Below are 12,525 nucleotides of genomic sequence, written 5' to 3' on the forward strand. Positions count from 1 at the left end.
CAATAGTGTCATCACCGAGCTGGGCAGCGTCTGGCGCTACGCCAAATCCCTAGTCCTCTGCCCCCGACGATTCCCTGACGATCAGCTTCGGCGCCAGGTTCACCCGGCGCATGGCCGGCGAGAGGGCGTTGCCCGATTTACCGGACAGCCGTTCCATGCACATAGTGACGGCTGCATGGCCAACGTCCCTCTTGGGCGGTGCGATGGAGGTCAGGGGAACGGGCGCGAGGTCTGCCACTTCGTCGTCGTAGGCCACGATTGCGAAGTCGTGTGGCACGTCCATCCCGGATTCCTCGGCGATATGGATCAGCGTGATGGCTTCCTCGTCGGGGAGCACCAGGGCGGCGGTGGTGCCTGTCCGCCGGCAGTCCTCCAGGAACTGCGTCATCTCGGCTTGGTTGTTGCTCAGGCCAGGTCCAAGGCGCTCGTATTCGAGGATGGGCGCGTCTGATTCCAGGCCCAGGCGGCTGACCATCAAGGCGTGAGCCTCGCGCAGCCAGGGAGCGGTGGCACTCCTGGCGATGGCCAAGCCGATCCTGCGATGCCCTTGTGCCGCCAAATGTTCAATCGCCAGTTCGGCACCGTAGCTGTGATCCGACATGACCGATTCAAACGCCCGGCTGGTCCGCTCCACCAGGACCACCGGAATCTTCAACCCCGCCAAGAGCACGAACGTTGGCGAACCTGGGTCCAGCGGCCCCGCTGTAGCCAGCAGGATCCCATCCACGGAGTTGGCCACCATGCGCTGAAGTTGCCGGTGTTCGTCCTCCACCGAGTAGTTGCTGACTCCCAGGATCAGCCGCGCGTTGAGGATCCTGGCCGCAGCTTCGGCCCCGCGGATGACCTCGGGAAAGTAGTACCCCGTGGTCGGGACGATCAGCCCGAGCGTGGCCAGGGGCTGCCGGGACCTGCGGTATTCGGCTTCCCCTGGGCGTTCGGCAGGATTCCTGACCGCCCCGCCGTGGACCCGGCGAAGGAGGCCTTGGGCGGCCAGCTGCGTCAGGTCCCGGCGGATGGTCATGGTGGAGAGGCCGGTCTTGGCGGCGAAATCGTTCACAGTGAGGGTTCCGCGGATTTCGAGTTCACGCAGAATCTTCTCGTGGCGTTCCCCGCTGAGCATGCCGACTCTCTTTCCATCAGGCTTGAACTTCGAACATCCGGAAGTTCAAACAAGCATAAATGAGCGAATGACAGCCGCCGTTGCGAGGCCCGCTCAACGCGATTTCCCGAGGCAGACCCCACAACACGCTTACTTCCGCGGGTGGTCGTCGATCCGCACGAGGTTACGGCCACGCATTGTGTACAGGTAACCGTCCTCGTCGTTGTTTATGTGCGCTCCGCTGTACCACCCGCCGTCGATATCCGCCACGACCGTCGCCACCGCGAAAGTCTTGGGATCGAACCGAAAGACGTCCGTGTTGGAGACGCCGTAAACCACGCCGCGGTTGGTGACCAACGCAGCAAAGCCGTGGCTTACTGAGGTGATGTCCGCGCGGTGGATGAGCCGGCGCTTGGGCAGGTCGATCACGAACAAGCCGCCCTTGCGCGTGACGCCGTACAGGTGCTTGCCCTGCACGGCCAAGGCAGAAATCCCAGCACCGTTCCCGGCATCCAGGCGCCAGAGTTCCTTGCCTGCCAGGGGATCGAACGCCACCACCGTTCCCGGTCCGTCGAGCCCAGGATTTCCACCGCCCAGATAGGCCACGCCCTCGCGCGAGGCAACGGCACGGATCAACTGGACCTTGTCGATCGGGTTGACGAAAATCGCGGACTTCCGGGTGGCTGGATCGTACGTCCAGAACGAACCGCCGCCCTCGGTGTCGGCCTGCACCGCGACCAGGACCAGCTTGTTGATCTCATCCCAGCAGACGTCCAGGGGCCGGTTTTGTTCCTTGGGGAACGTCGCCACCTGGGATATTGGCTTGCCGGTGGCGGGATCGTAGCTCCAGATGCCCTGACCGCTGTACTGCCCGGTGTATAGGACACCGTCCACCACCACAGCGTCCTTCGCTTCGCCTGGTGCAGTGAGGTTGGCTACCCGGCCGTCCGTGAGCGACCGCCGGGAAATGACGCCGTTACCGCCCACGTAGACATAGCCCGCCCCGGCGGCGATTCCCATGACGGTTTGCGGGTCTGACGGTGCGCCCGCCTCGCCGAGGTCCGTCGTCTTCGTGGCACCGGTCGCCGGATCAATCTCTGCGACGAAGCCATAGCCTGAGGTGACCAGCAGCTTCCCGGCCCTGGCATCCACACCCCAGATTTCGCCAAGGGACGGCCCCTCGTAGGGCATTGCAGCGATCGTGTTGGACCCAGGGTTGTACGCCAAAAGGCCGGCCTCATTGGCGAAGTAAACAGTATCGCCAAGGGCCGCGAAGCTCTTGGCAGTCTTCCCTTGAGAGGCGGCCAGCACATAGGAGCCCGGATCAGCCACACTGAGAGCGGCCATCTTGGAGTCCTGCACTGAACCTGCGGAGCTGACGATCACCTTGTCCCCCACAATGCCCAGGTCCCGGATGCTCGGATCAGCCAGCATCTCGGCCGGGGTCACGTTCCTGAACGACTTGGAGGCGTAGTCATAGGCGAACAGGCAGGCCCGGCTGGCATTGCCGCCACCGTTGAGGGTGCTGCCGGCGCCGAAAAAGATCGTCGCGTCAGTGGCTGCCACGGCACGGGCCAGTGTGGCACCGGGATCGGGGATGCCCAGGCTCACAATCTTGTCCGTGGCGGGGTCGTACTCCCAAAGCGCCGGCGCCGTGGGACTGCCGCCGCCCACGGCATAGACGCGTCCGTTGGGGGCAACACTGATGTCCCGCACATCGCGGTCTCCAATGTTCCCCAGCGCGGTTGCTGCCGTCCCGGGCCGGGTAAGGTCCCAGCGGAACAGGTTGGGTTTGGTGCCGGCGTCCTTCTGCAGCACGCCGGCATAAAGGTACCGGCCTGAGGTGTCAGCAGCGAGGGCCTGGATCGAATGCCCGTTGCTGAGGATTGTCTGGCCGGTCACTTTGCCGCTGGGGAGGTGGAACGCGATGATCCGCACGGGATCAAGGTTCCGGGAACCAATGTAGAGGGTGTCCCCTACCAATTGACCGCTCATCAGGGAGAACTGTACGACGGCGGGACCCAGGTCCAGGATCTCTGGCGCCTTCCCGGCGGGGCCGGTGGAAGAGGTGGCCGACGCGGATTGGCCGACTGCAAGACCGAGCGCTGCGGCGAGCGACGCTGCTCCGCCTGCCTGCAGGATGAGTCGCCTGCTGATGTTCGAAGTCTCCATGGAATTCCCTGTTCTGAGGTGTTGGGGGTTGGACATGTCCGAAATTCTTAGCAGCAGGAGATGATTCCGGTCCAGCAAATTTGTTCGTTCAAACAAAAGAGTCGACCGGATGCATGGCAATACTCCGTAAGTTGCCTCACTCCTTCCATCGCGAAGCACCCGATTAATTGTTTGAAAATGTTTGAACTGTTGAAGATGTTCGAACTGAGCCGCTTACATGGATGAACTGACTGCGGTCCCCACCGCAGCCCCTCCTCTCGCATCGTCAGTTTCAAAGGAGAACACCATGAAGCGTCGCCAACTCTTCGCGGGAGTGGCTGGCTTGGCTGCCGGCACGCTCTTGCTCGCCGCCTGCAGTTCCGGCCCAACGCCCGCAGCCGCCCCGACCCCTACCGAGGATCCGAGCGGTTCCATCACCTTCTGGTCCTCTTTGGCCGGCATGGACAAGGTGGCCGAGGCATTCAACGCCAGCCAGGACAAGATCAAGGTCACGTTCGAAACCATCCCCAATGGTGCCAACGGCGGCTACGCCAAGCTGTCCACCGCCATCACCGCCGGCAACGGACCGGATGTCTCCACCATCGAGTACCCGCAGCTGCCGCAGTTCGTCAGCAACGGGCAGGTGGTCCCGCTGGACGGGCTGATCGACAGGTCGTCCACCGTGGACAAACTTTCCGACGAAACCAAGGCCCTGGTCCACTTCGGCGACAAGACCTTCGGCCTTCCATACGACGCTGCCCCGATGATCATGTGGTACCGGAAGGACATGCTGGCCAAGGCCGGCGTCGACGTTCCCCGGACCTGGGATGAGTTCGCAGAGGCGGGCAGGAAACTCAAGGCGGCGGCACCCGGCTCCTACCTGGCTTCCTTCAACCCGAATGAAGTAGCCGCGAGCGCAGGTCTCGCCTGGCAGGCCGGCGCCAAATGGTTTGGAACCGAAGGCGACAGCTGGAAAGTTGGCATCAATGACCAGGCCACACAGAAAGTAGCGACGTTCTGGCAAAAGCTGATCGACGAGAAGTTGGTCAAGGTCAGCCAGGCCTACAGCGACGAGTGGAGCCTTGATCTCGCCAGCGGTACCGTGGCCGGCGTCGTCGGTGCCAATTGGAGCGCCACGGGCATCCAGAAGCGCACTGAAGCCAGCGGACAAAAGGGCCAGTGGGTTGCCGCGGAACTCCCCCATTGGGGTTCGAAGGCCGGCGCGTTCTATGGCGGTTCCAGCTTCAACGTGACCAAGAGCAGCAAGAACCCTGCCGCCGCTGCGAAGTTCGTTGAATTCCTCACCACCAACCCGGAAGCAATCAAAGCCCGCGGCAATACCGGCTCGGCGTTCCTGGCTTTCCCCGGCCTGACTCCAGTGGCACAGAAGGCCTACGACGCCAGCTACTTCGGCAACGACATCTACGACGTCTTCAGCAAGGCCTACGGAACCATCACCCCGGGCTGGCAGTGGGGCCCCAACTGGGATTCCACCAACACGGCCCTTAAGGACGCGTACGGAAAGCTCACCACGGGCGGCACCATCCTCGAAGCGGTGGATACCGCCCAGGACGCAACCGTTGCAGGCCTCAAGCAGTCGGGCCTTTCAGTTACCGAGTAGCCACATTCGTCGGGAGCCTCCGCTTCCGGAGGCTCCCGACCAGCTAGGAGAATCCCATGGCCATTCAGGCCCCCATCCAGCGCCGCCGCGGTCGCGCACTGGCAGGAACAGGCGGACCCACAGCTGCCCTCTTCCTGGTTCCCTTCTTCGCAGTCTTCTCCCTCGCAATGATCGCCCCCGTTGCCTACTCGCTGGTGCTAAGCCTCCACGCGCAGCAGAAGTCCGGGCTGGGGTTCAGCGAACCCAGGACCGTCTTCGTCGGGCTTGAAAACTATGCGCAGGTCTTCCAGTCGGAGACCTTCATGGAAGGGCTCGGCCGGCTGGCCCTGTACTGTCTCATCTACATTCCGTGCATGGTGGGCGGAGCGGTTGTCTTCGCCCTGTTGCTGGACGCGACGGCAGCCCGGGCACGCAAAATGTTCCAGCTCCTGGTCTTCCTGCCCCACGCAGTTCCAGGCGTCATCGCCGCCCTCATCTGGGCCTACCTCTACACGCCGGGCATCAGCCCGCTGGTCCAAGTGCTTCAGGGCGGCGGCATCCAGCTCAACTTCCTGGATGCGCACCTGGTCCTGCCGTCCATCGTGAACATCTCCGTGTGGGAGTGGACGGGCTACAACGTCATCATCCTGTTCACGGCGCTGCAGGCCGTCCCGCGGGAAATCCTGGAAGCTGCCCGGGTGGACGGGGCCGGGGAAATCCGGACCGCCCTCAGCATCAAGTTCCCGCTGATCCTGCCCGCCCTGAGCGTGATCATGCTCTTCACCATCATTGGCTCACTGCAGTTGTTCACCGAGCCGTCCATCATTTCCAAGGCCACTGCGTCCGTCACCAGCACCTGGGTCCCCAACCTTTGGGCCTACGACGCCGCCTTCATCCGGCACAACCTGAACCAGGCCGCAGCCGCCTCCATCATCATCGCCGGCCTCGCCGCGGTCCTTTCCCTTCTTGTCACACGCTTGAGCTCGAGGATGAACAAGTCATGAGTACCACCACTATCTCCAGGCCACGCCAACGGAACGGTGCCAACCCGCCCGCTCCGCGCCGCGGCAGCAGCACCAAACGCACGACGGCGGGCGGCGGCTTAGCCAGCAAGCTCACCGTCAACGGCCTGCTCATCATCGGCTGCGCCTACATGGTGGTTCCTGTCCTGTGGCTGGTCTTCGCCTCCACCAAGAACGCGGCGGACCTCTACGGAACCAGTGCCTACGCCTTCGGAAGCTTCTCCCTGTTCGACAACATCGCGGCGGTGGCTCAGCAGGACAATGGTCTCTTCTTCCGTTGGCTGGCCAACTCGGTCCTGTACGCGGGCGTTGGGGCAGTTTTTGGCGGCCTCATCTCGGTCATGGCCGGCTACGCCTTCGATAAATTCCAATTCCGGGGCAAGGACACCCTGTTCGGATTCGTCCTGGTAGGCGTACTGATCCCCAACACCGCTACGGTCCTGCCGATGTACATGCTGGCCTCGGTCTTTGGCATCACCAACACGATCTGGGCCATCCTGATCCCCGTCCTGTGCAACCCGTTCAGCGTTTATCTGGCCCGCGTCTATTCAGCCTCCTACGTCCCGGGCGAAACCCTCGAGGCAGCGCGGGTCGACGGCGCGGGTCCCATCCGCTCCTTCTTCTCCCTGGGACTGCCGATGATGATGCCCGGCTACATCACCATCGCCCTCTTCCAGTTCGTCGGAGTCTGGAACAACTTCATGCTCCCCTTGGTGATGCTCCAGGACCAGCGGCTCCTTCCTGTCAGCGTCGGCATCTCCATCTGGCAGGGCTATTCCGTGCCGCAACCGGAGTTCACGCCCATGGTCATCACCGGCTCGCTCCTGTCCATCCTCCCGCTGCTCGTGGCCTTCATCCTCCTGCAGCGCTTCTGGAAGTCCGGCCTCACAGCAGGGAGCGTCAAGTGAACCACACACCCCTGAACGTGGCCCTGGCCATGGGGCCAGCCGTTGCGCCCCGGATCTTCCCCCCGCACATGCTGGCCCGGCTGGCTCCAGAGCTGCTGCTGCTCAGCCCCGAGCCGATGGAAGAATTCGCAAGCCAGAGGTCCCGGGAAATCCTGGCCCGGACCGACATCCTCATCACCGGCTGGAACTGCGCCACCATTGATGAAGCCGTCCTCCAAGCGGCACCCCGCCTCCGGTACATCCTGCACGCGGGCGGCACCGTCAAGCACCACGTGACCGATGCCTGTTGGGAGCGCGGAATCCAAGTCAGCACCGCTGCCGAGGTCAACGCCATCCCCGTGGCCGAGTACACCGTGGCCATGATCCTGCTCGCCAACAAGCGGGTGCTCCAAGTGGCACGGAAGTTGCACACCGAGAAATCTGCGGTGGACCCGGACCGGATGTTCCCGGACATGGGCAACTACGGCAAGCGCGTGGGCATCATCGGTGCCTCGAAGATCGGCCGCCACGTGATCCGGCTCCTGGCTCCCTACGACCTGGACATCGTTGTCTCCGACCCCTATCTGGACGATGCCGCGGCGGCCGCACTCGGCGTCGAACGCGTCAGCCTGGACGAGCTCGTGGCGAGCTCCGACGTCGTGAGCCTCCACGCGCCGTCGTTAGCTTCCACGGAGAACCTCATCCATGCCGGGCTGGTGGCGAAACTGAAGGACGGCGCCACGTTCATCAACACGTCCCGGGGCGAGCTGGTGGACCAGGATGCGCTCCTGGACCGCATCCACCAAGGCGACGTTTACGCGGTCCTGGACGTGACCACGCCCTGGGTACTGCCGCCGGAATCCGCCTTCTACACGCACCCCAACGTCCTCCTCACGCCGCACTTGGCGGGCTCGCTCGGCACGGAGCTGGGGCGGATGGCGGCCAGCACCATCGAGGAGGCGCTGCGCGTGGCCCGCGGCAAGCCGCTGCGCCACGCGCTGCACGCAAAAGACCTCGCCATCACGGCTTAGCCCCGACAAGCTACACGTCCGGCGCGGACTTGGGGGGCTGCGCCGGACCCGTTTCTCAACTAGGGTCGAACGTGAGCTGGGGGCAACCAGCCTCCGCACGTCGACGCGCCGGTCACGGCCGTGCCGTCGGGAAGGAATGCCGCCATGGATACATTCAAGATCGGTTATTTCGTGGGTAGCCTCTCCAGTACCTCCATCAATCGGACCCTCTCCAAGGCGCTCATCAGCGTGGCGCCGCCCGAACTCGAATTCCATGAGATCGAAATCAAGGATCTCCCCCTGTACAGCTCCGACTACGACGCCGACTTCCCGCCTGCGGGCAAAGCGCTGAAGGACGCGATCGCCGCGTCGGACGGCATCCTGTTCGTCTCGCCTGAATACAACCGCTCCATCCCGGGCGCCCTCAAGAACGCCATCGACTGGGGATCCAGGCCGTGGGGCACCAATTCGTTCGCCCGCAAACCCACCGGAATCATCGGCGCCTCGCCGGGCGGCATCGGCACTGCGGTGATGCAGTCCTCCATGCGGAGCGTGCTCAGCTTCCTGGATGCCCCGCAGCTGAACGCCCCGGAGGCGTACATCCGCTTTGTCGCGGACGCGTACGACGACGACGGCACCGTTAAGGACGAAGGGACCGCCGGGTTGTTGCGCCACTACATGGAGGAGTACAGCGCTTTCGTCCAGCGCGTCCTGGCCGCCAACGCGCCGGGCCATATCGGCGACCTGGAACCGGATTCCGCCAAGCTCACCCGCTAGCCACACCAGTGGGTGCCGGGTGCGCAGTGCACGCGGCACCCACACTTTTACCGATTTAATCAGTATGCTTACTATCATGAGGATGCACGAACACGCCTACCCCCAGGAGAAACGATGCTTCGCAGATTAGCCCTGACCACCGCAGCCCTGACACTCTTCGGCGGAGCGTTGCTGTCCACGGGCGCGGCCGCCACTGCCGCCACGCCCTCAACTGTTCAAGCACATGTTGCCGCAACCAGTCCCACGCCATCCCAGGGCCCCAGCAATCCCTCCGGGCCGTCAACGGCCACGCCAACCAACCCCGGCCCCTCAGCCGGTACCTCCGAAACTCCCAACCCGGCCAGCAGCGGACCGGCCAACCCGGGCACGGGCGAGTCGGAGCCCCAGGAACAGACGCGCACTGACGTCACCCCGTGGATCCTTGCGGCAATTGCCGCAATCATCGTCATCGCGCTGATCATCTGGGCGGTTCGCGGGCGCGGCCGCAACAAGGAAGTCAGCCGCTAAGGCCGCGGAATTCCCGAGGCCAGGCGTCCGATCGCACTGCCCTCAAGGTTCTCCAGCAGGTGCCGCGGATTGTCGTAGACTTCCGCGGCACCGGCGTCGCGCAGTTCAGCCTCGCTGATTCCGCCGCAGGTCAGCGCGATGGCGGGAACGTCGATCGCCGCAGCCGCCTTCACATCCCAGACCGCGTCACCGACAAACACCACATTGGGCGCATCCACTCCAAGCTTCTCCAGGCACGCCACCAGGATGTCGGGAGCCGGCTTGCTCTCCTTGGCGTCAGCCGAACTCGTCCATGCATCGATGGACGTCCCGGCATCCAGAAGCCTCCGGCTGACGTCCAGGTCGCGCTCCTGGGCCGATGACGCCAACCCCACCGCCAGACCCGCATCAGAGCAGGCTGCCAGCAGGTCCCGTGACGAGTCGAACGGCCTCAAGGACGGCCAAAAAGTGGAGAAAACTGCACCATGGGCGTTCTTGAGTTCCTCCTGCATCTCCTCAGTACAGTCAGGAACCAGATGCTGGATCAGCCGGTCACCGCCCATGCCCACCGAGCGGTGGATGTTGGAGAGCTGGACGTCCAGGCCCTCCCGCCGAAACGCCTGCCACCACGCAAACGCGTGAAAGTAGCTTGAATCGATGAGCGTCCCGTCAACATCGAAGAGAACGCCCCGCTTGCCTCCTTGCACAGACCCGGACATGGCTACCGGACCTCGGCGCGCAAGGGCGCGGCCCCGGCCAGCGCCCGGTCCATCATGAACTCTTCGGACTCCAGCAACGCATACCGCTCCGCCGAACCTTGCCGCAGCAGCCCCGTCCCCGCGACTTCCCGAAGCGATTCCACGGCACGGACCGCCTCGTCCTTTGATGAATAGCGCCTGGACAACCCCACCAGCGAGTCCTCGCCGTCTACCATCAGCACGCGGTAGCCCCCATCGGGAGCATCAACCAACTCCAAGTGACCAGCCATTCCCAACCTCCTCGTACGTGATGATCGCCTGCTTAGTAAGATTACTTAGTATATAACTCCCGGTTGACGTCCGGGACCCAAGGCGGGCCGACATACTGCGTAACGCTGGAAATACGCGTCTGCAACTTCCTGTTGCCGTAGATATGACAACAATCGGAATCATCGGTGCAGGACACATTGGCAGCCAGGTCGCACGCAAGGCCGTGGAACTTGGATACGACGTCGTCATCAGCAATTCACGCGGACCGGAAACCCTCGCGGCACTCGTTGCCGAACTCGGGCCCCGCGCCCGGGCCACGACGGCGGCCGAAGCAGCAGCGGCAGGCGATTTCGCCGTCGTGACCGTACCCCTCAAGGCCTACCGGGACGTCCCGGTGGAGCCCCTCGAAGGCAAAATCGTCATCGACACCAATAACTACTACTGGGAGCGCGACGGTCGCATCCCCGAACTCGACAAGGGTGAGGCCACCACGTCCGGGCTGCTCCAAAAGCACCTCCCCACCTCCAAGGTGGCCAAGGGCTTCAACCACATCGGCGCCGCGGACATCACCACCGACGGAAGCCCCGCCGGCACCGCTAACCGCCGGGCACTGGCTACTGCAAGCGACTTCCCGGAGGCCGTTGAACTGGTGACCCGGCTCTACGACGAGTTCGGTTTCGACACCGTCAACGTCGGGCCACTTGAGGAGAGCTGGCGGGTCGAACGCGACCGGCCCGCCTACGTGGTGCGGCAGAACGCCGTCGAACTGCGCGAGAACCTCGCCAAGGCGACCAGAACCATCTGAGCAACCACGACGGCGGGCAGGCACCTTACGCTTGCCCGCCGGGCGGGTGCCGCGAGACCAAGGGTTGCTTACGTCACGGAGCAATTCCGGTAAGCAGCGCCACGCCATGGCTAGTCTCTCGGCATGGATAACACACACTTCGACGCTGTCATTGTGGGCGGCGGACATAACGGACTCACGGCAGCTGCCTATCTGGCCAAGGCCGGGAAAAGCGTGGCTGTGCTTGAACGCGACAACCACTTCGGTGGCGCCGCGGTTTCGGCCGGGGCCTTCAAGGGTGTGGACGCCCGCCTGTCCCGCTACTCCTACCTGGTCAGCCTGCTGCCGGAGCAGATCATTCGTGAGCTGGGGCTGGACATCAAGCTCGCAAGGCGCAGGTATTCCTCCTACACACCCAACCCGCTCAACGTGGAGACGGGACTGTTGATTGACGGCGACGACGCTCAGGCAAGCCGCAGTTCCTTCGCCCGGGTGGGCGCCGGCACGGACTTCGATGCCCTCCAAGGCTTCTACGCCGACACCGAGAAACTGGCCCGCGCCTTGTTTCCCACGGTATGCCGGCCACTGCCCAGCCGCTCGGAAGCACGCGAACTGCTCGGCGATGACCAGCTGTGGGCTGACTTCATCGAAAATCCCTTGGGCACCGTTGTCACGAATCGCCTATCGCACGACCTGGTGCGTGGCCTCGTGGCGACCGACGGCCTGATCGGCACGTTCACTTCCCTCGACGATCCCTCCCTGGACGCCAACCGCTGCTTCCTCTACCACGTGATAGGGAATGAAACGGGAGACTGGGACATTCCGCTGGGCGGCATGGGCTCGGTGTCCAGGGAGTTGGAGCGCGTGGCCCGGGAAGCCGGGGCCGTCCTCTTGGCCGGCGCCGAGGTCACGGACATTTCCGACGGCGGTACAGTCCGGTTCCAGCGTGGCGGGGTCGTTCAGGAGTTCCACGGCGAGCGCGTGCTGGCCAACGTGTCGCCGTGGGTGCTCGGCCGTCTCCTGGGCGACGCTTCGGGCATCCAGGGCGAACGCCCCGAGGGTGCGCAAATCAAGGTGAACCTGCTCCTGCGCCGGCTTCCCGGATTGCGGGATACGTCTGTGCCACCCGAAGCAGCTTTCGGCGGCACCTTCCACATCAACGAGGGCCATGGCCAGTTGGAGGCGGCCTATCGGTCTGCCTCCGAGGGCCGGATTCCTTCACCGCTGCCCTGCGAGATCTATTGCCATTCACTGACCGACCCGAGCATCCTGTCCAAGGAACTTGCCGCGTCCGGCGCACAGACCCTCACCATTTTCGGCCTCCACACACCGGGCCGGCTGGTCACTGAGGAGAACAACGAGCAGATGCGCGCCGAGCTCCAGGCCGCCGTGCTCTCCTCGCTCAACTCCGTCCTGGCCGAACCGGTGGAGGACCTCCTGCTCACTGACGCCGACGGCAATCCGTGCATCGAAGCGAAAACCACGCTGGACCTTGAGCACGCCCTGAATATGACCGGCGGCAACATCTTCCACGCCAAGCTCCAGTGGCCGTTCCTTGAAGACGACGAACCCCGGAAGACGCCGGCCGAGCGCTGGGGTGTCGGCACCGGCCACCCGCGGGTGTTCCTCTGCGGGGCGGGGGCACGCCGGGGCGGCGGGGTCAGTGGACTGGGAGGCCACAACGCGGCCATGGCGGTCCTGGAGGATTTGGGGAACTAAATCCCCGGTTCGTGACACGAAT

General features: G+C 64.0%; 12 protein-coding genes. 8 read left to right on the forward strand and 4 right to left on the reverse strand.

Annotated features, from left to right (window positions below; translation table 11 throughout):
* Positions 1-49: 49 nt before the first annotated feature.
* Positions 50-1,120, reverse strand: coding sequence for a substrate-binding domain-containing protein (locus tag ACSVIE_RS04670; protein ID WP_442423152.1), 1,071 nt, complete (start codon positions 1,118-1,120; stop codon positions 50-52).
* A gap of 129 nt (positions 1,121-1,249) precedes the next feature.
* The gene (locus ACSVIE_RS04675) at positions 1,250-3,271 is read right to left on the reverse strand and encodes an outer membrane protein assembly factor BamB family protein (protein WP_442423153.1); all 2,022 of its coding nucleotides are present in this window, start codon (positions 3,269-3,271) and stop codon (positions 1,250-1,252) included.
* 286 nt (positions 3,272-3,557) lie between these two features.
* Here ACSVIE_RS04675 and ACSVIE_RS04680 point away from each other — a divergent pair, with 286 nt between their 5' ends.
* The 6 genes from ACSVIE_RS04680 to ACSVIE_RS04705 all read left to right on the forward strand — a co-directional run bounded on the left by ACSVIE_RS04680 (position 3,558) and on the right by ACSVIE_RS04705 (position 9,053).
* A complete protein-coding gene (locus ACSVIE_RS04680) occupies positions 3,558-4,871 on the forward strand; it encodes an ABC transporter substrate-binding protein (RefSeq protein ID WP_442423154.1) in 1,314 nt (437 codons plus the stop codon).
* Positions 4,872-4,927: 56 nt separating this feature from the next.
* Positions 4,928-5,854 (forward strand): carbohydrate ABC transporter permease, encoded by a 927-nt coding sequence (locus ACSVIE_RS04685; protein ID WP_442423155.1) that lies wholly within the window; start codon positions 4,928-4,930, stop codon positions 5,852-5,854.
* Entirely contained in the window at positions 5,851-6,780 is a 930-nt protein-coding gene (locus ACSVIE_RS04690) for a carbohydrate ABC transporter permease (RefSeq protein WP_442423156.1), read from the forward strand. The genes ACSVIE_RS04685 and ACSVIE_RS04690 overlap by 4 nt, the downstream gene beginning before the upstream one ends.
* Positions 6,777-7,790 carry a hydroxyacid dehydrogenase gene (locus ACSVIE_RS04695; RefSeq protein ID WP_442423157.1) on the forward strand — a complete coding sequence of 338 codons (1,014 nt, stop codon included), beginning with the start codon at positions 6,777-6,779 and terminating at the stop codon, positions 7,788-7,790. The genes ACSVIE_RS04690 and ACSVIE_RS04695 overlap by 4 nt, the downstream gene beginning before the upstream one ends.
* Before the next feature lie 144 nt (positions 7,791-7,934).
* A complete protein-coding gene (locus ACSVIE_RS04700; protein ID WP_426004811.1) occupies positions 7,935-8,546 on the forward strand; it encodes an NADPH-dependent FMN reductase in 612 nt (203 codons plus the stop codon).
* A 114-nt stretch (positions 8,547-8,660) separates the two neighbouring features.
* Complete coding sequence (locus tag ACSVIE_RS04705; protein WP_426004812.1) at positions 8,661-9,053, forward strand: hypothetical protein; 393 nt, start codon at positions 8,661-8,663, stop codon at positions 9,051-9,053.
* Here the strand turns inward: ACSVIE_RS04705 and ACSVIE_RS04710 are convergent.
* On the reverse strand, positions 9,050-9,751 hold the full coding sequence (locus tag ACSVIE_RS04710) for an HAD family hydrolase (RefSeq protein ID WP_426004813.1): 702 nt from the start codon (positions 9,749-9,751) through the stop codon (positions 9,050-9,052). The genes ACSVIE_RS04705 and ACSVIE_RS04710 overlap by 4 nt on opposite strands.
* Before the next feature lie 2 nt (positions 9,752-9,753).
* Positions 9,754-10,020: a hypothetical protein gene (locus ACSVIE_RS04715; RefSeq protein ID WP_426004814.1), complete on the reverse strand. Its 267-nt coding sequence runs from the start codon at positions 10,018-10,020 to the stop codon at positions 9,754-9,756.
* A 143-nt stretch (positions 10,021-10,163) separates the two neighbouring features.
* Here ACSVIE_RS04715 and ACSVIE_RS04720 point away from each other — a divergent pair, with 143 nt between their 5' ends.
* The gene (locus ACSVIE_RS04720; protein ID WP_442423158.1) at positions 10,164-10,805 is read left to right on the forward strand and encodes an NADPH-dependent F420 reductase; all 642 of its coding nucleotides are present in this window, start codon (positions 10,164-10,166) and stop codon (positions 10,803-10,805) included.
* Positions 10,806-10,928: 123 nt separating this feature from the next.
* On the forward strand, positions 10,929-12,503 hold the full coding sequence (locus ACSVIE_RS04725; protein WP_442423159.1) for a phytoene desaturase family protein: 1,575 nt from the start codon (positions 10,929-10,931) through the stop codon (positions 12,501-12,503).
* Positions 12,504-12,525 lie beyond the last annotated feature (22 nt).

Source organism: Paenarthrobacter sp. NCHU4564, assembly GCF_052156435.1.
In the GTDB taxonomy this organism is placed as follows: domain Bacteria; phylum Actinomycetota; class Actinomycetes; order Actinomycetales; family Micrococcaceae; genus Arthrobacter.

Bases quoted from the DNA above. Each gene is read 5' to 3' on its own strand.
- ACSVIE_RS04675 (WP_442423153.1), bottom strand. From the start codon at position 3,271: ATGGAGACTTCGAACATCAGCAGGCGACTCATCCTGCAGGCAGGCGGA.
- ACSVIE_RS04700 (WP_426004811.1), top strand. From the start codon at position 7,935: ATGGATACATTCAAGATCGGTTATTTCGTGGGTAGCCTCTCCAGTACC.
- ACSVIE_RS04715 (WP_426004814.1), bottom strand. From the start codon at position 10,020: ATGGCTGGTCACTTGGAGTTGGTTGATGCTCCCGATGGGGGCTACCGC.
- ACSVIE_RS04720 (WP_442423158.1), top strand. From the start codon at position 10,164: ATGACAACAATCGGAATCATCGGTGCAGGACACATTGGCAGCCAGGTC.
- ACSVIE_RS04690 (WP_442423156.1), top strand. From the start codon at position 5,851: ATGAGTACCACCACTATCTCCAGGCCACGCCAACGGAACGGTGCCAAC.
- ACSVIE_RS04725 (WP_442423159.1), top strand. From the start codon at position 10,929: ATGGATAACACACACTTCGACGCTGTCATTGTGGGCGGCGGACATAAC.
- ACSVIE_RS04705 (WP_426004812.1), top strand. From the start codon at position 8,661: ATGCTTCGCAGATTAGCCCTGACCACCGCAGCCCTGACACTCTTCGGC.
- ACSVIE_RS04680 (WP_442423154.1), top strand. From the start codon at position 3,558: ATGAAGCGTCGCCAACTCTTCGCGGGAGTGGCTGGCTTGGCTGCCGGC.
- ACSVIE_RS04710 (WP_426004813.1), bottom strand. From the start codon at position 9,751: ATGTCCGGGTCTGTGCAAGGAGGCAAGCGGGGCGTTCTCTTCGATGTT.
- ACSVIE_RS04670 (WP_442423152.1), bottom strand. From the start codon at position 1,120: ATGCTCAGCGGGGAACGCCACGAGAAGATTCTGCGTGAACTCGAAATC.
- ACSVIE_RS04685 (WP_442423155.1), top strand. From the start codon at position 4,928: ATGGCCATTCAGGCCCCCATCCAGCGCCGCCGCGGTCGCGCACTGGCA.